Raw genomic sequence first — 19,853 nt, 5'->3', positions numbered from 1 at the left:
ACATGAAATTTAGAATAGGAGACTTAGTACGGTTTGTTGATGAACCCATTGAGGGACATATTACATCTATGCAGCCCAACGATATTGTCGGCGTCACAGACGATACAGGTTTTGAAATACCAGTACCGATGGATAAAATCACTCTTGTCTTCGGCAATATGCGTCGCGCGGATGATGAGCTCGACCAGCATGCAACACCATTGACACCACATCGATTTATCGAGAAAGGAATACTATTAGCGATCTCTGGAGATCACAAAGATGGGCTAGCCAAATTGCATATCATCAATGAAACAAGCTTTGAGCTGCTGATATCCATATCCGAAGCAACAGCGAATAAAGTTAAAGGTATTTTCAGCAATAAGATACCTCCACATGATTCGATTCAGTTTTATACAGGAAACTTTGCAAATGTTGGAAAATGGCCGACCTTCCGTTTTCAGATCTTACGCCATAGCAGCATTTTGCAGGAGCTGACCCCGCCAATCAACAAAGAACAGCGTGTGCGTCCGGTAGACCTCACTAACCCTAAAATTCTTAACGAAATTTTGGATGAAAAGATATGGTCATACGAATTGGATAAGATCGAAGAAGATTTAGGACTGGACAAATTGAAAAATCATTTTATACCGCATCGTCCAAACAAAAAATAAGCTAGGTGTTTTTCATCTAGCTTATTTTTTTCTGCAAAAGCCTTCACTACGCTCCCGACGCGACAACCTTTTTGGTACTCAACACCAACAATAAGATGCCTACCAGATAGACAATCCAGCCCCAGCGCATATGCAGGGATTTAGAAAGCAATTTATCAGCAAAGCCCCAACCGAAATAATTATTGATCTTAAACCAGACCGCTGTGATACTCACAATATACCAGCAGGCCGCCAATCGCGTCATCCATTGATAAGCGCGAACTGCACGAACAAAAAACAACAGCGCAGTCACCCCCAGAATCAGCAGGGTAATAAAGAACAAATAAGCATCTACCTGATAGAGGTTCCAATTTCCCTTAATAGGTACTTTTAAAAACGGCGTCATACTGGAAAAAAAGCAGATCACCAGTCCGACAATGGCAACGTATTTTTTGATAATAATCATAATTCAAATTGCTTTAAAATTCGTACGAATATAAGTTGAATATTGACACTTATATAACTTGTCTTTCGCTTTTTGAAAAATTATTCTATTTTTAGAGACAATTCTCGTTCAGTGTTAGCCACATTGATGCTAATCAAGAGCGCACGGAACAGGGCTTCACTGTGGTGATGAATATAAATGGGAGAATAAATTGTAGCATTAAGCCGAATAATAAACATGAAAAGAGAAGTTGAGGAAATAGCCGCAGAACAACCGGCACAGCCGAACAGAAAGAAAAAAGTCTATATCATTATCGGTGTCGTCCTATTGGTTATCCTGGCCGGCGGCGGCTATTACAATTATAACCAGCGACAAGCGATCCATGGATTGGAGGTCGATAGCACTGCCACCGCTGCTATCGGATATGAGAACGCAGACCCCAAAGACCTAGAAGACGCTGATGGCTGGAGTTCATTGGAAGACTATCAACACTGGAACAATGCCATCTTCACTATACCGGAATATGACAATATTCCCTTGCGTTATAGAAGGGGTATTACAAAGATATTCATGGGCAACAACTATCTTGAACCTGTAGAGGATAAACCCATATACAAATTTACCCGGATAAAAGACCGCGCGAAATCTGTTTTCTGTTATGGAAACTTCACCGATCGCAATGATTCAGATAGTTGGAATAAGGAAATGGCATTTTTGATTGAAAAAAATGATTACCAAAGCAGTGCGATCTGGATCATTTCAGCAAAGGGTGATATTCTCTTCTGGAAGGAATATTCCAGTGAATTGCCGCTGATCAACAGTTTCAAAAAGGGACAAAAGATTTTTATGGATGAAATGAAGTTGGTCCCTGCTCCTGCCGACGGGATTATCGTTAAGAATAAGAACTCCAAATACGCATTGATTTACAATAAAAGCAGCAAAACTTTTGACAGCTATTACCAATATAGTGACAGCGAAATTCAAGAAGCTACGGCCTCAGAAGAGACACCATATGTGGAAGAATTGGAAGATGTCACCGTGGATTCTGTTGGGATTAATTCGGTTGTTAAAGAGTAGGGATTGCATTTTTTAGTTCAAAATTTTCGTCACTCCGGATCGTGACGAAAATCATTTGGCCACAAAAACAAATACAACAATCTGTAAAACAAAGAGTTAAAAATTAAAAATAGCTATTTAAAATCTTTCTAAATTAATCCCTTTGACAGATTTTTGACACAAGCACAAAGCTTTTAAGCTACATTTGTACCGTTAAATATAAGCGAGGGATTAGAGCTTTGAAAAATCTTAAAGTATTAGCGTTTACTCATAAACATGTCGAACTAAAAGATCTAGGTAATCTAGTAATCTGCAATGAGGATTTAGAAAGTCGGCTCATCAATCTAAAGCATAGTTTAGATATTCCGGAGATCTTTTATATTGGTACTTGCAACCGAGTAGAGTTTGTATTTTATGGTGCTCATGAATTGACCCATGAATTTATCGCCGATTTTATGGGTAAGTTAAACTTCTGCGTACCTCAAGAAAGGCTACAGTGCTACTTAGGACAGGTCAATAAATATGAGGGAATGGATGCTTTAAATCATTTACTTCGAATGTCCTGCTCACTTGAAAGTCTTGTCGTTGGTGAAAAAGAAATTCTGGCACAGGTAAGACGGGCTTATGATCGTTGCAGAGAAGCTGGTTTTACGGGAGATTTTTTACGCCTAATGATGGATCGTCTTGTAAAAACAGCCAAAGAGGTATACACCTATACTAAAATTTCCAGAAATCCCATCTCAGTTGTTTCTCTTGCTTATCGCAAATTACGTGAGTTAAAACTGGTTGAAAACCCTAGAATTGTCATCATCGGTTCTGGAGAAACCAATCAGAATTTAGCGAAATATTTCCAAAAGAATCAAAAAGCTAAGTTTGTTATTTTCAACCGTACTGTGGAGAACGCCAAGGCCTTAGCCAAAGAATTGAATGCTGAAGCTTTTCCTTTAGCAGACATTGGTCAATATAAAGAAGGTTTCGATATTCTGATAACCTGCACAGGCGCCCCTACCTCAATTGTCGACAACGTACTTTATCAATCCTTATTAAATGGTGAAACGGATAAGAAAGTTATCATTGACTTAGCCGTTCCGAATGATATTGATGCTGAAGTTCTCAAAAATAATCCGATTCACTATATCGAAGTGAGCAGCTTACAAGCAATTGCAGAGAAAAATATTCAAGAGCGTTATAATGAATTAGAGAGTGCGGAGAAGATCATTCAGGACAATATTGAGGAGTTTTTACCGTTAATCAAACAGCGCCGTGTGGAAGTTGCGATGCGTGAGGTTCCTGAAAAGATTAAAGAAATTAAATCTTTCGCCTTAAATGAGGTATTTGCCCAAGAAGTGCAAGCCTTAACTCCAGAGGCACGAGCGGTGCTGGAAAAAGTAATCAACTATATGGAAAAAAAATACATTAAGGTTCCGATGGTTATGGCGAAAGAAATTTTGGTTAAAACTCCCGAAACCGAGAAAAACTAGCACTCCCACCCCGAAGTTTTTGTGCTTGACGTACCCTGTAATTCTTGAGTAGATTCTGTTTCTGTCCAGTGAAGCCAATCGTTGGCTGTTTCCTTTAAATTTCGGTTTATCAACTATTTCCTGACATATAATGACAGTAACGTGTCAACATATTCCTTCTATTTATTTATTTTTGTTCAGATAAATTGTTTTAAACAAATTTTCCGAAACTGTTCATTTCCGAAGCTGAATTGAATCAATAACGCGCCCAGTGCGCAAAGCATTTGTAGCTATCGGCAGAACATTTTTGTGATCGTTTTAATAGGTAAAGTAAAATTAACGTGAATAGAAAACTAATTATTGGTACCCGGGGAAGTGTTCTTGCCATGTGGCAGGCAAATTTTGTAAAAGATCGATTGGCAGAAATTGGAATTGAAGCAGAATTAAAAGTCATAAAAACACAGGGTGATATCATACAACACCTTCGTTTGGATAAATTGGAAGGCAAAGGATTTTTCACCAAAGAGCTTGAAGAAGAACTTTTAAGCGGGACCATCGATTTAGCTGTTCACTCTCACAAAGATTTACCTACAGTCAACCCACCGGGATTGATTATTGCAGCGGTTTCTGAGCGCGAAGATCCGTCGGAGTTATTGATTATTCACAAAGATTGTGTGGACATTAAAAAGCGTCTTTCATTGAAGCACAATGCGACTGTTGGCACATCATCCAACCGTAGGAAAGCTCAGATATCAGCGCTACGCCCTGATCTGGAATTTGACGATCTCCGGGGTAACTTGCAGACGAGGATGCAAAAGTTACGGGACGAGCAGTATGACGCTATTGTGCTTGCAAAGGCAGGGATTAGCCGTATTGAAATGGATATCAGTGATTTCCATGTAGAAGAAATCCCTCCTGTTGAAATTATCCCCGCTCCAGCGCAGGGAGTGTTGGCGATCCAGATTCGCGAAGTTGATCAGGAGCTTTTTGACGCTTTGCAGCCATTGAATAATGAAGAAGTATCCAAAACAATCGCTGTAGAGCGTTTGGTATTGAATAAATTTGACGCAGGCTGTCATGCTCCGCTTGGTTGTTATTGCCGCAAAAGCGGCGATGAATATGAAGCTTGGGCTTCTATTGCCGAAACAAGTGAAGACTTCCCTGACCGGGTTTACCTGAGAGATACCGACACAATACGTTTAGCAGAGCGCATCTTCAGCAAATATTCGAAGGACAGAAAACTGCCGCAGTCTGTATTTATTTCCCGGGAGGTAGACGAGAATTCCTATTTCGCAAGGTCCATGGCCAAACATAATATTGCAATTGAAGGCCGTTCGTTGATTAAAATATTTCCTATCATCAATAAATTGGATCCGTTCATTTTGAAACACGTGGATTGGATCATATTTTCAAGTAAAAATGGTATTGAGCACTTCTTCAATTTGGAACCTCGTTTGAGTAAAAAGACTAAGATCGGTGTCATCGGTCGCGGCTCAGAAGAGGTTTTACGCAAGTATGATCGCGTCGCGGACTTTTCTGGTGACAGCGAGGGGATTAATATGGAAGAAATTGCAAAGAAATTTGCAGAACTGGCGAATGGTGGTACCGTACTTATTCCACGGGCAAAAGAGTCTCTGGAAACAATCCAAAAAGCATTGAGTGCTGAGACGAAAATCATCAATATGCCGGTGTATGAAACTGTTTTAGAAGAAAATGTAGATCCATCGAACGCGGAAGTCTTGGTGTTTACGAGCCCAAGCAATGTGGAAGCTTATTTTGCGGACAATCTATTGGAACCTGGCCAGAAAGTAATCTGTATTGGTCGTTCTACAGGCGCAAAATTTGATGCGATGAATGTTTCTTATACACTTCCTTATTCTCCGGATGAAATTGGTCTTTCCGAAGCCGTTTTTGGATTGGAGTATTAGTGATTGGATAAAGCCGTTCGTACGTCAAACTGAGCTAATGGTTTTACCGCATTTGCATTTAAACAACACTAGATCATAAATAATCTTAATATAATGTTACAACGTCCGAGAAGAAATCGTAAATCTGCCGTGATTCGCGACATGATTCAAGAGACACGTTTAGACGCGTCAAATTTGATTTTCCCTCTTTTTATTGTTGATGGGCAAAATCAAAAAACTGAGGTTAAATCGATGCCGGGCATCTATCGCTATTCTATAGACAATCTATTGAAAGAGGTAGAAAGCTGCTTAAAACTGGGCTTACGCTCATTTGATCTTTTCCCAAATATTGAAGAGTCACTAAAAGACAAGTATGCTACAGAAAGTTACCGTGACGGAAGTTTATACCTACGTGCGATTGCCGCTGTCAAGAAAAATTTTCCGGAGGCTTGCATCGTAACAGATGTTGCCATGGATCCCTACAGTAGCGATGGCCATGATGGCATTGTCGAAAACGGTGAAATCCTAAACGATGAGACATTAGAAGTATTGGGTAAAATGGCCTTGGCACATGCACAATCGGGGGCTGATATTATCGCTCCATCGGATATGATGGATGGCCGCATCGGTTACATCCGTGAGCTACTGGACCATAATGGTTTTACCAAAGTTTCTTTGATGTCTTATACGGCAAAATATGCTTCGGCTTATTATGGCCCTTTTAGAGATGCTTTAGGTTCTGCGCCTAAACATGGGGATAAGAAGACCTACCAAATGAATCCTGCAAACGCAAAAGAAGCGCTTATCGAAGCCCAGCTTGATGCACAAGAAGGAGCTGATTTTCTGATGGTAAAACCTGGACTTCCCTACTTAGATATCGTTAAACTTCTAGCGGACAACTTCGATCTTCCGATTGCAGTGTATAATGTCAGCGGAGAATATGCGATGTTAAAAGCCGCAATTCAAAACGGCTGGTTAGACGAACGTGTCATCCTAGAAACGTTATTAAGTTTCAGACGTGCCGGCGCCACTGCCATCCTATCTTACCACTCCAAAGAAGTATTGGAGAAAGGTTTTATTCCGCATTCAACTATTTAGACTATGCAAGCACCTGATATATCAAGAGCACAATCTGCTGAGCTATTCGAAAAAGCAAAACAATATTTCCCTGGAGGCGTAAACTCTCCCGTTAGGGCTTTCAAATCTGTATATGGTACCCCATTGTTTATTGAACGTGGTGATAAAGCACATCTTTGGGATGTTGATGGGAATGAATTTATCGATTTTTGCTGCTCATGGGGCCCATTAATTTTAGGGCACAACAATGAGCAGGTTCGAGAGGCTGTAGCCGCGCAACTAGGCAAAGGATTAAGCTTTGGCGCTCCTACGGCATTGGAAAACCAATTGGCTGAATTGATTATTGAAAACAATAGATTTATTGAAAAAATTCGCTTTGTGAGTTCGGGAACTGAAGCAGTAATGTCTGCTATACGTTTGGCTAGAGGTTACACGAAACGGGATAAGATCATCAAATTTGACGGCTGTTATCATGGGCACTCCGACTCTCTTTTGGTGAAAGCTGGTTCGGGTTTGGTCACCTTTGGCGAGACATCCTCGGCGGGTGTTCCTAAAGCATTTGCAGATGAAACCATCGTTATTGAATTAAACGATAAGCAAGCTTTAGAAGCTGCATTTGCAGAATTTAAGGATCAGATCGCAGCAGTTATTATTGAGGGTATCCCTGCAAACAATGGATTATTGTTGCAGTCCAAGGAATATATTCACTTCTTGCGTGAGATCACCAAAGAAAATGGTGCGTTGTTGATAATGGATGAAGTGATTACCGGATTCCGCATCGGCTTTGAAGGTGCTTCGGCTTACTATGATATACAACCGGATATTATCACCTACGGGAAAATTATTGGTGGTGGAATGCCTGTCGGAGCTTATGGCGCATCGAAAGAGTTGATGGCTTGTATTTCTCCTGACGGTGCCGTTTACCAAGCCGGAACTTTATCTGGCAATCCAGTTGCCATGGCTGCCGGTATTGCAGCATTGGGCATCTTAGCTCAAAAAGATTTTTACACAAATTTAAATGCCAAAACAGAAGCTTTCGTCAATGATATGCGTGCTTACATTGCCGAGAAAGGATATAAAGTTCAACTTTTCCACGTAGCTTCTATTTTTTGGTTTGCATTTACAGAACAGCAAGAAATTCAAAAAGCAAGTGAGATCGATCCTAAATCAATGGAATCGTATAAAGTAATGCACCGCGAATTATTAAATCGTGGTGTTTATTTTGGTCCATCTGGATATGAAGTTGGTTTTGTTTCTGACGCACATACGAAAGCAGACCTTGACCAGGCAAAACAACATATTTTTGATGCTTTGGATATTGTTTTCAGCGCATAAAGACTTTGCTATCTTTAAAAAAATGCCCTCTAACCATATGGTTAGAGGGCATTTTTTTAAAGATGAGTAAAATGTGGATTATGGAATCAGCGTCCCTATTAAAGTTTGTTGGCCAACTTCTTATCTTTAGACCTCATCTTATTCAGTCCGGCGATAAGTTCATCCAATGAAAACTTGCCTTTGATATCCATGAATACACTTTCGTCTTCATTGTCGTGGACCAGTAGGGAAACACGATGAATGACATTGTTTTTATCAATACGGGCGTTCAATGATATTTCTTGTCCATCGGTATTGACAACCAAAAGTTCCTCAAATTTATTCTTCCTTAAAAACTTATGGTAGTCGTCCAAAATGCGTGCGTTCTTCGTTTTATCATTATTGGAAAGCGTCAGCATCCTGAACTTTTTTAATTTCTTTACAATCGCGGCCATGGCGCGAGCGTCTTCATCGCTTTCATCCTTTAACGCTTTTTTCATAAAGGGTTTTGTTAACCACATCGGTAAATTGATGGCAACAATCTCGGCCTTGTCAGAGACATTAGACCGATTGATGAAATCCATATTCGACGTTTTTTTTATCATGCAGGACTGCATGGACAATAGAACGCCAACGAGACATAACAAGGTTAGTAATCTTTTCATAATTCTTATTTTTTCTCGTTATCGCCTTTGTTCTTATTGGCTTTATTATTGCCTTCATTGACCAAGTTAGTTACGTCTTTCAACGGTATTTCCCCATCAAGGATCATAAATAGATTTTGTCCATCTCCATTGATTGTGAGTAGAAGATTGTTTAAAATATCGGCATTTACAGACATATTTTCCACCATAAACCGGATATCCTGACCTTCGCTATTGAGCGACATGAGTTCCTCATACTTTAAGTTGGAAACCGCCCCCCGAATAATATCTGTCAAGGCTTTATCTTCACCATCCTCAACGATGAGCATACGCAGCGATTTAACGTTCTTTAGCAGCGGGCTGATGGTCTGCATATCATCATCGTCTATTTTCAAATTGCCCAACAGTTTGAACATCGGTGCTCCGATTTTAAGTGTTGTTACACCTTTCTTTCCCTGATATTGTTCAAAGAGCTTATCCAATTTTGAAATTTGTGCATTTGCCATACTTGCTACAAGTAGAAGGCAAGCTATTAAAAAACCTTTCATATTATTTTAGTTAATCGTTATTGACATTTGTTTTATATTCATTGCTTTATCTACGCCATTTTCCAGGTTGTTTGCCAGCAGGCCTAATGACTTTAACGTCAATTCGACGGCTTCCTGTTCGTTAGCGACAGGCTTACCGTTCAAGACAACATAATCTGCCTGATAGGACGTTTCCGATTCCAAACTTTCAGTTGCTACTTCCTTCTTCACTGCCCGACTTTCGGTTTGTTTTCCAATTCTTGGACGTTTGACTGTCTCAGCTGTCTGTAATGTTTTAGTACGTTTAATTACCTGGATCCTATCCTCAGTATGAGGATGTACTATTTCTGTGCTCTGATGTTCGACTGGCACATTGTCAGCTGGTTTGAGATCATTTATTTCCTTTTCCGCGAGCAAAGGCGATTGTATTGCTGATTGCTGGTTTAGAAATAATGCTAACCCAATACTCATCAAAAGCACTGCCGCTGCTGCGTATTTTATCCAGCTATCATTCCACCACATATTCCCCTTTTTACTTTCGTTGCTGTTGCTTTCAAAATCCTCGAAGGACCATTCCATCTTGAGATTCTTCTCTTCGTTCAATGATTGAAAAAAGAAATCCTCCGAATTTTTCAATTCTTTTTCTTCCTCTAATGACGACTGCCCATTAAAGTATTTGTCTTTCAATTCCTTTAACCTTTTATCTTCCATCACTCTATATCTTATTGTTCATTGATTTGGAAACCATAACAGCTATTTTCTGTCGGAATAAATACGCGCGGTTTCGTAATCGAATAATTTTGTCAGCTGCTCTTTCACCTTTTGTCTTGCGCGCATCAGATTAACCCGCACTGCCGACTCGCCCATCTCCAATACCTCAGCAATTTCATCAATGTCATAGTCCTCAACATCGCGCAGATGCATGACAAGGCGTTGTTTTTCTGGGAGTGAATTGATCATCTTGACAATAATTTCCTTTGTATTTCCAATAGTATACTCTGTTGTCGAAACCGCCTGGTATTGATTGACATAATCCGATCTAACTTTACCTTTTTTAATCCGATTTAATGCCTCATTTTTTACACTCTGCATGCAGAAAGCTTCCATGTTTTTATATTGAAGCAACTGATCTTTCAATTGCCACAACCGCATCATCACATTCTGTACTGCATCAAAAGCTTCATCATCATCGACCAAGATCCGTTTCGCGAAGCGAAATAGCTTATCCTTATGGATGAAAACGGTATTTTTAAATTGCTCTTGGTTCATGCTATCATCAATATTGAGATTTACTCTGTTTTTAATTTCTAATCGGCTTTTGCACCATCTCAATATCACCTCCGCCTTTTATATCATCAAGACATTTCAGCATATTGATTTATTACATCTAATATGACTATTTTTTTCAGATTATTTATTTCACAGTAGATTGTTCCTAAATCGGTATTGAAAAAGACCTATTTTTAACCTTATTACAAACAAAACATGCATACCAACTGTTACTTAAGATGCTGAATGATTAAAAAATTAAACAGAAAAATTATGAAGTATTACAAAATTACAGGTATTACTGCTGCATTAGCGTTGATGGCAGGCGCTATCGGATGTAACAACTCTTCTACAAAAAGTACAGATGGGGCTGACTCAAGCACCAGTATTGATACCAATACCGCACAAAAAATGGACGCTATCACGGTTAGCCCGATTGCAGACTCCAAAGAATTTCCTGGAGCTGATCTACAGATCGCATCGATCAGTTCGGAAAAGGTAGGTACTGACTCCGCAAAAGTATCGGTAAAATATGCAATTAAAAATTTCAAGTTAACTGAAATGACCGATGATGCCCATGCTACTCACATGGCAAACTCACACGATGGACAACACATTCATTTTATTTTAGATAATAAACCTTACACGGCTCTTTATAAGCCAGAGCACTCCGTGACTGTAGCGTTAAATTCGGAGCATTATCTACTCTCTTTTTTATCGAGATCGTATCATGAGTCCATAAAAACTACTGAAGCGTCTAAGTTGGTAAAATTTAAAATTGATGCCACAGGTAAATTGACAACGGATGCGATGCCCAAGGAACCGTCACTATTCTATTCTCGACCTAAAGGTGAGTACAAGGGTGATGAAACAAAAAATCTATTGTTGGATTTTTACTTGGTCAATACTAAACTTGCACCAGATGGAAATAAGGTCGTAGCGGATATCAACGGGCAGACATTTACATTGGATAAATGGGGGCCTTATGAAATAAAAGGCTTACCATTAGGCGATACTAAAGTAAAACTGACTTTGGTAGACAAAGAAGGTAATGCAATTACAGGTGATAATGTTTCGGTAGAACGAGATATTAAGCTCATTGAGAAATAGAGGTTAAAAAATAAAGAGTCGCATTTTGATGCGACTCTTTATTTTTTACTAATTATTACTAGTAATTGATGCAATTTTTTCTTTCAACGAATGAATAAATTCATTTACATTTTTGTCAATTAGCAGCACCTCTCTTTTACTAATTATTTTCCTTCTTCAGTAAAAAGACCGCTTGCCAATGATCCGAATGTTTTCTTTCCAACTAAACTTAACGTTGTACTGGAGCCATATTTTACACAATCAAAAATGGGTTCGAATCGAATTTTGCCATCTCTAAATTGCAGATCATATCTATAATGATATTGGGCATCCAACGCTCCTGTAAAAATCCCCTGTTCAACTTTAATCCAATCACGCCCATTGATTACTAAATATTTAAAAGAAAATTAAACATAAGTTTTAAGGTAATTTATCAAAGTCAATTTTTGGAGCTTTTCCCTTATTGACAAATTCAAATTTGCTGCCTGGCTTAACGATTTCATTAAAGAAACCACCATTTTTTAGAAAATAACCATTTTTTGTTATACCACCCATTGCATCAATTCGCTGATTGGCAAGATACGTATTGTCAACACTCAATGACGCCTCTTGAACAGCCTTCCACTGCCCATCATATACCCATTGATTGCCAAACTCAACCTTTCTACCTAGATACCCTTGATTAGGGCTAAAATTCTCCAAGAAACTGTGGAATCGCTTCAGATAGGTATTCGTTTGTGGGCGTTTGAAACTTGCAATCACATTCCAGGCATTCTCTTCCGGAATAAAAAACCAAGCGGTATAATCAGTATTTCCTTTTCCATCGGGCTCTCCTTTCAAGAGAAACTTATAGGTTACCCCCGCCTTCCAAAAATACTTGCGGTAACTCTGTCCGCCAGAACCCTCGTTGCCAAATTCTCCGGAATGCACCTCTTTTCCTTTTTTCAGCAAATGGATTTTCTGTTCCTCCGGAATACTTTTCGGATCATCCGTATGGAATGGACTCCATACTGAAAAAAGAATACGTCGTTCTGTTTCCGAATTTACCTGTATACCAAAATATCCTTCTCCAAAACCGTTGGCCATAAAATAGGAACCAACTTTATCTTCTCCTGGAGGAACCGTCACCTCATTGTAATAGTAGCTGACATTGCCTGCTGTAGGTACTGTGTAATTTAAATGGCAGGAAGGCCCTCTTCTGGACCAGTAATAATATTCGGGATCATTCGAGTAGATAAGACCATTGGATGCAGCCTCTCCACTAACAACTAATTCTGTTACATCGGCGAAGCGACGACCTGATTTACTTACTCCTGTTAAGTTGACCTGTACATAACCTGGAACCTTGATATCAATTAATAAAGCAGCTGTTTCCGATAGTTCAGTACCTTCTACATCTACGATCGTTTTTTTTCCCAATGCTGCGATTTCGATTTTAGATCTACCACCATCATTTTTTGCTTTCAGCTTTAGTGTTAACTTGCCTGCTTTTTGTGCTCTAAAATAGACCGATGCCACTCCTTTGTCGCTGGACCATCTCACAAGACCATTTCGACCAGAAATCTCTGCATTACCAGTTTGTCCTGCGGTAATGAAAGCATTGCCTGCAAGCGGAACTGTAAAAGTCTGTTGCGCTGTCTGCGCGATACTCGCAATGGACCCACAGAATAAGGCCCCCATAAAGAAGTACTGGATAAAGTGTTTTCTTTTCATATTTTATTTATCAATGTATATATGCACAGATTAGTATACCAACTTGGTCATTCATGCTTTCCATGAATTCAAGCTACCGTTATACCCGACCCCCTCACAGAGCCCAACTGCTATATCCGTTCTGAAATTTGACGTATAAGCTATCCTTCACCTTACTATTGAATAAGGATGGTATCGGTTCCTGAGCCGGATTATTGGATGAAGATAAGGGTTAGAGTTAAAGAAAAAGAAATCAAATGTATATCAATCGATTGTGTAAAAAAACAGCCATAAAAGAAGAAGATTCCAGCTGTAATCGATTGATGAGAAAAGTAGATAAAAGGTATCAAACCACGAAGATTTGTACTACAAAAGACCAATGCATAAAAAAAGTGAAGGGCTTGACTCTTCACTTTTCCACACGATGTTAATAACTATGTTAATAACATTACTTCGATTGTAAGGTTATCACTGAGCTGATTCGTTAAAAACCAACGCTCTTTAAATTTAATCCTGTACGTTCATCTAAACCGAACATTAAGTTCATATTTTGCACCGCCTGTCCAGACGCACCTTTCAGCAGATTGTCTGTTGCATTTAAAATAAGCAACTTGTTTCCATGCTTTTCGAGGTGGATAATACTTTTATTCGTATTGACAACCTGCTTGAGGTCGATATTTTTTTTGCTGACATGCGTAAAAGGGTGGGCTGCATAATACGTCTCATATACTTCGTAAGCCTCTTCTTCGGACAAGTCCGTATCAACATAAATTGCCGAAAAAATTCCTCTGGCAAAATCACCACGCTGCGGCACAAAATTAATTCTTTCAGCGGCACGTTCCAGTAATGACTTGCTGGACACAGGTAAAAACCCCGCTTGAAGCTGATCCAGCGACTCGGAAATTTCCTGCAAATGCTGGTGCTCAAAAGACTTGTAGGCCGAAAGATTATTGTTGCGCCAAGAAAAATGTGTCGTCGCTCCTGGTTTCTGTCCCGCTCCCGTAGATCCAGTAGTTGCATTGACATGAAGCTGATTTGGCAACAAACCTTTACTAGCCAATGGCAACAGCGCCAACTGTATATTTGTTGCAAAACATCCTGGATTTGCAATATATTGTGCGATCTTGATTGCTTCTTTGTTTAATTCCGGAAGCCCATATACAAATTGCTGTCCTTGATAAGCCGTATTTGCCCGGAGCCGGTAATCTTGTGAAAGATCAATAATCTTCACAGATGCATCAACTGCATTTGCATCCAAAAATTTACGTGCATCGCCATGGCCAACACATAAAAACAAGACATCAATATCAGAGTGAAAATCAGAGGAGAACGTCAATTCCGTATCTCCGAATAAATCATTGTGTACTTCATATAACTTATTTCCGGCATTAGAAGCACTATTGGCAAATACGATTTCCACCTCAGGATGGTAAATCAACACACGTAATAACTCACCACCGGTATATCCTGCCGAACCAATTATCCCAACTCTTATCATTTTCTTGAATTTAGTATTTAGGTATGATTTAAAATGTTATGCAATGCATTTTTTTCTATTAATTTCGTCATAGGGAAAAATACATTGCATAAAACATGGTTTATTTTTGATTCACTTTGTGCCAAATGATCGTTTGATTTCCAAAAATTTTGGAGAAACCTTTCACGTCGTCACCTGTATAACCTTTATTCATTTCACCGTAACTACCAAATTTATTAGACATCAAGTCATGCTCAGACTCCACACCGATAACCACAAAACGATATGGATGAAGTTCAACTATCACGCGGCCAGTCACAGTCTCTTGTGAGGATTGTAAGAATGCTTCGATATCGCGCATAACCGGATCGTGCATCTGCCCTTCGTGCATATAATTACCGTAGAAAGCAGCGATCTGATCTTTCCAGGATAATTGCCATTTGGTTAAGGTATGCTTTTCTAAGGTGTGATGTGCCTTAATTAGAATCACTGAAGCTGCGGCTTCAAAACCCACACGCCCTTTGATACCGATGATGGTATCTCCGACATGAATATCACGACCGATTCCATAAGGTTGAGCAATAGCTTGCAATTCCTGAATGACCTTAACAGAAGCCATTTTTTCTCCGTTTAAAGCTACTGGCTCGCCCTTTTCAAAATCTATTGTAATTTGCTGTGGTTCTGAAGATGTCACTGGAGTCGGCCAAGCCGATTCTGGCAGATATTGATTGGATGTCAATGTTTCTGCTCCACCAACAGAGGTACCCCAAAGGCCTTTATTGATCGAATATTTCGCTTTTTCGGCGGAATATTCAACCCCATGTTTGTTCAAATATTCTATTTCTGCTTCACGGGACAATTGTAGATCGCGGATAGGCGTAATAATTTCAACCCCTGGGATTAATGTCTGGAAAATCATATCAAAACGAACCTGATCATTTCCTGCACCTGTAGAGCCGTGGGCGACACATTCAGCGCCGATTTGCTTTGCATAGTTTGCGATAGCAGTAGCCTGACATACGCGCTCCGCAGAAACTGACAATGGGTAAGTCGCATTCTTTAACACATTACCGAAGATCAAGTATTTAATAGTTTCGCGGTAATAGTCTGCTGTTTCGTCAATCGCCGTATGTGATTTTACACCTAATGCATAAGCACGTGCCTCAATATTCTTCAATTCTTCATCCGAAAAACCACCTGTATTTACAACGACGGAATGAACCTCTAAACCTAAATCTTGCGTAAGATAAATACAACAAAACGAAGTATCTAATCCTCCGCTGAATGCTAAAACTACTTTTTTCATTGAGATAAATTGTTTTTTTATTATGCTGAAACTCTTCTTAAGCGACCGGCTCTAATTAAGCCTGAAGCTTGCTGTTTCATCACTGTTCATTATTTATTTTCACTGGCTGCTAAGCCAGTTGACATACTATGTATGAAATTGTGGAGAACGATGTATGACATCAAATCGCTCCTATTAAACTTATCAAAATCCCTTTGCGACTTTGTTGTGCTTAGACAAATTGATAGACGCAAACTTGTTTGCCGATTTCCAGAACTTCGCCTGTATACGTTTTAACAAAGATTGTTTTTGTGTAATTCTTTCCAAGCGTTCCTTGGCTTCATGCTTACGCTGGATCTTCTCACGCAATTCACGTTCCTTTTCTTCCGGGTCCCAAAGCATGGCTGTGCACATACAATTTTTACGGTCTTTACTCATCAGGATCTCATAGTTGACACAACTCTGGCAGCCTTTCCAGAATTCATCATCTGTAGTCAGTTCGGAATATGGAACCGGTTCGTAACCCAATTCCGAATTGATTTTCATTACGGCGAATCCCGTTGTCAAGCCAAAAATCTTTGCTTTGGGGTATTTTTCACGAGAAAGGTCAAAGACTCTTTTTTTGATTGCTTTGGCCAAACCTACTTTTCGGAATTCGGGATTTACAATCAGACCGGAGTTGGCAACATAATCACCATGTCCCCAAGTTTCTATATAACAAAAACCTGCCCATCGGCCATCTTTATGTAAAGCAATCACTGCTTTACCTTCATTCATTTTGTTGGCAACGTACTCTGGTTTACGACGCGCAATACCAGTGCCACGAGCCTTTGCAGACTCGAACATTTCGTCGCAAATAACCTCTGCATAATGTGCATGCTCAGGTTTAGCCGGGATAATTAAAAAATCTGATATAGTCATTGACTTACGACCCTAATAATAAAACAACAACTACCGCCGTGTTTTGTTGACTAAATAAATTAAAATAACGGATTCAAAACCATCGGACAATCATGGTCTTACTTGGAAAGATTCACTACCTCAAATCAAGCCCGAGGTAGTATGGGTCGTCGGAAGCGTAAAACAGGTATTTCTACGAAAATGAAAGCACAGAAGACCTTCTTCATAAACTTTTCAAAAGTTTGCGTATAAGAATAATCTTTCTTTTTGTTCTGTTTCATTTTTTATGATCTGTCAATTGTTTCTGACGATGCAAATGTATAAAAATATTTTTTTCTTTTCCACAATATTCTTATTGATTTTTTGCAAAAATTAAAAATTCAAAATCTAACACAAAAGCTGCTATGTAAGCTTCATTTTCAAGCGATTAATCCGCAACAATACGGGACTATACTGCACATATTAGCGATGTTAATTTGACAATAAAACAGATAAAGGTTTAACGCTTTATCAATTGAAATTGTTGTTTTCTCTATAGGTTCGTTATTTTTAGTCAAAAACGATACTTTTGTAAGGATCATTTAATGGAGAATAATATGTCACCGAGTTTAATTTTCTATATTATTTTTGCGGTCCCTTACATTGTATTTATGTATTGGCTCGTTAAACAAGACAAGCATAAGTATGCCTGGGGGATAGCAATCATTACTATCGTTGCCATATTGGCTATCTACGTGTCGCAGAAAGCCAGTAAAGTGGCAATGGACAATTATCAACAGCATCAGATCGATTCGAGAGAAATCGAACGAGAAGAGCGTTTACAAAAACAACAGGATAGTATTAATCATGCTCGACAATAAAAAAAGCGGTTAATACCGCTTTTTTTATTGTTCGTTTGCATAGTCTGGAATAATTCCTTCCAATTTAAAGAGAAAAGCATATTCCAATGCGATTTCCTTTAAATAGTCAAACCGACCAGAGGCTCCACCATGGCCATAATCCATATCTGTTTTCAAAAGTAAAACCGCATCCCCAATTTTTGTTGCACGCAGTTTGGCCACCCATTTAGCCGGTTCAAAATACTGCACCTGACTATCGTGTAGCCCTGTGGTAACAAGCAAATTTGGATACTCTTTCGGTTCAATGTTCTCGTAAGGCGAATAGCTTTTCATATAAAAATAAGCCTCCTCATAATTTGGATTACCCCATTCATCATATTCATTTGTCGTCAACGGTATTGTATCGTCCAGCATCGTATTCACAACATCCACAAAAGGAACCTGAGCTATAATGCCATGGTATTGCTCGGGTGCAATATTAGCAACTACTCCCATTAGCAGACCTCCGGCACTACCTCCTTGCGCATAGAGATGTTCCGATATACAATAATGCTGGTCAATCAAATATTGACCACAATCCACAAAATCATAAAAGGTATTCATCTTGTGCATCATTTTTCCCTCTTCATACCATTGACGCCCCATTTCTTCTCCACCTCTAATATGTGCCAAGGCGTAGATAAATCCACGATCCAGTAAACTCAGCCTATTGCTTGAAAAAGTAGGATCCATCGAAGCCCCATAGGAGCCATATGCATACTGCAATAAAGGGGCTGTGCCATCCAGTTTGGTTCCTTTCTTATATACAATAGATATAGGTACCCGAACACCGTCTCTTGCAATAGCAAAGATACGTTCGGTAATATAGGCTGCTTGGTCATACCCCCCCAAAACTTCCTGTTGCTTCAATAACACTTTACGCTGTTCGGCCATATCATACTCGTAAACCGAATTTGGCGTCACTAAAGAGGTATAACCATATCGTAACTTATCACTGTTGTATTCAACATTAATACCCGGGTATACCGTATAGGCAACTTCTCCGAAATCCAAATAGTGCTGTTGATGACTGTTTAAATTGTAAATCGCTAATTGAGTCAATCCATTTTTCCGTTCAGCAATCGCCAAGAAATCCTTAAATTCTTCGATATCACTGATCAATACATCTGGTCGATGGTCTAAGAATATTTGCCAATGAATACGCTCGGTGCGATCCAATGGACATTGCATGATTCGAAAATTAATAGCCCCATCATTCGTAAGAATTAAAAACCGATCTTCCAATACAACAACAGAATAAAGAACATCGTGAATCCTAGGCTGAAAAACACGAAATGCTGACTGCGGGAAATCCGCATTCAATAACCAGATTTCCGAGGATAATGTTCCCTCCGAGTTGATAAAGATATATTTTCCATTTTTCGATTTACCAACTGCAATATAATTTGTGTTATCTTTTTCTTCATAAACAGCCACATCCGAAGCCGGATCACTTCCCAATGTATGCCGCATAATCTTTTCACTGAGCAACGTAATAGGGTTCTTTGCGGTATAAAAAAGGGTTAGGTTATCATTTCCCCAAATTGCCGCCCCCTCGGTATTCCTTATCTGATCGGGGAAAATTGCTCCAGTCTCCAGATCCTTCACATATATCGTATATTCTCTACGGGAAACGGTATCTACACTAAAAGCAAGCAACCGGTTATCCGGACTCACTGAAAATCCTTTTGCTGTGTAATATGCATGTCCCTGAGCAAGCTGGTCGACATCTAGCAATACTTGTTCTTCGGCATCGAGTGTACCCTTTTTCCGACAGAATTTAAAATATTGTTTTCCCTCTTCTGTCCGGCTATAATAATAGTAGCCGTTTTTATAATAAGGCACTGACTCGTCTTTTTCTTTAATACGGGATTTAAGTTCATGAAATAGATCTTCCTGCAGGTGCGCAGTATCTTCAAGCATCAAGTTGGTATAAGAATTCTCTTCCTCTAGATAATCAATCACTTCTTGCGCTTTTTCTCCCTTTTTAAAGTAATCGATCATCCAGTAATAATCATCTTGAACAGTATCATTATGTACCTTTCTGATATGGGGATAAACAGCTGCTTTTGGGACCATCACGTTAGGCCAATATATTTTTTTATGGTGTTGCATGCTCTTTTAATATGCTATTTTGATGAACTATTTTTAGGAAACGGACTGTTTCACTGGAGTAAAACAGAATTTGTTTATAAATGGGT

Annotated in this window: 18 protein-coding genes; 8 read left to right on the top strand and 10 right to left on the bottom strand. The window is 39.2% G+C overall.

Annotation, left to right across the window (positions count from 1 at the left end; all coding sequences use genetic code 11):
• The first annotated feature begins 2 nt into the window (after positions 1-2).
• Positions 3-653, top strand: a complete 651-nt coding sequence (locus J2X77_RS13725) for a hypothetical protein (protein WP_209577796.1) — start codon at positions 3-5, stop codon at positions 651-653.
• Between the two features lie 46 nt (positions 654-699).
• Here the strand turns inward: J2X77_RS13725 and J2X77_RS13720 are convergent, their stop codons facing one another.
• On the bottom strand, positions 700-1,098 hold the full coding sequence (locus J2X77_RS13720) for a hypothetical protein (RefSeq protein WP_209577795.1): 399 nt from the start codon (positions 1,096-1,098) through the stop codon (positions 700-702).
• Positions 1,099-1,314: 216 nt separating this feature from the next.
• Between J2X77_RS13720 and J2X77_RS13715 the strand changes: the two genes are divergently transcribed.
• From J2X77_RS13715 to hemL, 5 genes are all read left to right on the top strand, one after another.
• Positions 1,315-2,154, top strand: coding sequence for a hypothetical protein (locus J2X77_RS13715; protein ID WP_209577794.1), 840 nt, complete (start codon positions 1,315-1,317; stop codon positions 2,152-2,154).
• 218 nt (positions 2,155-2,372) lie between these two features.
• A complete protein-coding gene (hemA, locus tag J2X77_RS13710) occupies positions 2,373-3,614 on the top strand; it encodes a glutamyl-tRNA reductase (protein ID WP_209577793.1) in 1,242 nt (413 codons plus the stop codon).
• Positions 3,615-3,934: 320 nt separating this feature from the next.
• Complete coding sequence (gene hemC, locus J2X77_RS13705) at positions 3,935-5,521, top strand: hydroxymethylbilane synthase (RefSeq protein WP_209577792.1); 1,587 nt, start codon at positions 3,935-3,937, stop codon at positions 5,519-5,521.
• Between the two features lie 93 nt (positions 5,522-5,614).
• Positions 5,615-6,598: a porphobilinogen synthase gene (hemB, locus tag J2X77_RS13700; RefSeq protein WP_209577791.1), complete on the top strand. Its 984-nt coding sequence runs from the start codon at positions 5,615-5,617 to the stop codon at positions 6,596-6,598.
• 3 nt (positions 6,599-6,601) lie between these two features.
• Positions 6,602-7,912, top strand: a complete 1,311-nt coding sequence (gene hemL, locus J2X77_RS13695; protein WP_310081168.1) for a glutamate-1-semialdehyde 2,1-aminomutase — start codon at positions 6,602-6,604, stop codon at positions 7,910-7,912.
• A gap of 98 nt (positions 7,913-8,010) precedes the next feature.
• Here the strand turns inward: hemL and J2X77_RS13690 are convergent, their stop codons facing one another.
• Genes J2X77_RS13690 through J2X77_RS13675 form a run of 4 tightly spaced genes read right to left on the bottom strand, consistent with a single transcriptional unit; the run spans position 8,011 to position 10,331 of the window.
• Positions 8,011-8,556 (bottom strand): DUF4252 domain-containing protein, encoded by a 546-nt coding sequence (locus J2X77_RS13690; protein ID WP_209577789.1) that lies wholly within the window; start codon positions 8,554-8,556, stop codon positions 8,011-8,013.
• Between the two features lie 5 nt (positions 8,557-8,561).
• Positions 8,562-9,083, bottom strand: a complete 522-nt coding sequence (locus J2X77_RS13685) for a DUF4252 domain-containing protein (RefSeq protein ID WP_209577788.1) — start codon at positions 9,081-9,083, stop codon at positions 8,562-8,564.
• A 6-nt stretch (positions 9,084-9,089) separates the two neighbouring features.
• A complete protein-coding gene (locus J2X77_RS13680) occupies positions 9,090-9,773 on the bottom strand; it encodes a hypothetical protein (RefSeq protein WP_209577786.1) in 684 nt (227 codons plus the stop codon).
• Positions 9,774-9,815: 42 nt separating this feature from the next.
• Complete coding sequence (locus J2X77_RS13675) at positions 9,816-10,331, bottom strand: RNA polymerase sigma factor (protein WP_209577784.1); 516 nt, start codon at positions 10,329-10,331, stop codon at positions 9,816-9,818.
• A gap of 273 nt (positions 10,332-10,604) precedes the next feature.
• On the opposite strand from J2X77_RS13675, the gene J2X77_RS13670 reads away from it, so the two are divergent.
• On the top strand, positions 10,605-11,441 hold the full coding sequence (locus J2X77_RS13670) for a hypothetical protein (RefSeq protein WP_209577782.1): 837 nt from the start codon (positions 10,605-10,607) through the stop codon (positions 11,439-11,441).
• Between the two features lie 399 nt (positions 11,442-11,840).
• Here the strand turns inward: J2X77_RS13670 and J2X77_RS13665 are convergent, their stop codons facing one another.
• The 4 genes from J2X77_RS13665 to J2X77_RS13650 form a co-directional block, all read right to left on the bottom strand.
• The gene (locus J2X77_RS13665; RefSeq protein WP_209577781.1) at positions 11,841-13,133 is read right to left on the bottom strand and encodes a DUF3472 domain-containing protein; all 1,293 of its coding nucleotides are present in this window, start codon (positions 13,131-13,133) and stop codon (positions 11,841-11,843) included.
• 463 nt (positions 13,134-13,596) lie between these two features.
• Positions 13,597-14,610 carry an N-acetyl-gamma-glutamyl-phosphate reductase gene (argC, locus tag J2X77_RS13660; RefSeq protein WP_209577779.1) on the bottom strand — a complete coding sequence of 338 codons (1,014 nt, stop codon included), beginning with the start codon at positions 14,608-14,610 and terminating at the stop codon, positions 13,597-13,599.
• A 100-nt stretch (positions 14,611-14,710) separates the two neighbouring features.
• Positions 14,711-15,895 (bottom strand): argininosuccinate synthase, encoded by a 1,185-nt coding sequence (argG, locus tag J2X77_RS13655; protein WP_209577777.1) that lies wholly within the window; start codon positions 15,893-15,895, stop codon positions 14,711-14,713.
• A 183-nt stretch (positions 15,896-16,078) separates the two neighbouring features.
• Complete coding sequence (locus J2X77_RS13650; RefSeq protein ID WP_209577775.1) at positions 16,079-16,795, bottom strand: GNAT family N-acetyltransferase; 717 nt, start codon at positions 16,793-16,795, stop codon at positions 16,079-16,081.
• A gap of 575 nt (positions 16,796-17,370) precedes the next feature.
• Here J2X77_RS13650 and J2X77_RS13645 point away from each other — a divergent pair.
• The gene (locus tag J2X77_RS13645; RefSeq protein WP_209577773.1) at positions 17,371-17,634 is read left to right on the top strand and encodes a hypothetical protein; all 264 of its coding nucleotides are present in this window, start codon (positions 17,371-17,373) and stop codon (positions 17,632-17,634) included.
• Positions 17,635-17,658: 24 nt separating this feature from the next.
• Here the strand turns inward: J2X77_RS13645 and J2X77_RS13640 are convergent, their stop codons facing one another.
• Positions 17,659-19,767, bottom strand: coding sequence for a S9 family peptidase (locus J2X77_RS13640; RefSeq protein ID WP_209577771.1), 2,109 nt, complete (start codon positions 19,765-19,767; stop codon positions 17,659-17,661).
• Between the last annotated feature and the right edge of the window lie 86 nt (positions 19,768-19,853).

Origin of the sequence: Sphingobacterium sp. 2149 (assembly GCF_031455655.1) — a bacterium.
Taxonomy (GTDB): domain Bacteria; phylum Bacteroidota; class Bacteroidia; order Sphingobacteriales; family Sphingobacteriaceae; genus Sphingobacterium.
The sequence above is the reverse complement of the archived record's forward strand: the minus strand, read 5'-3'. Positions and strand labels throughout refer to the sequence as shown.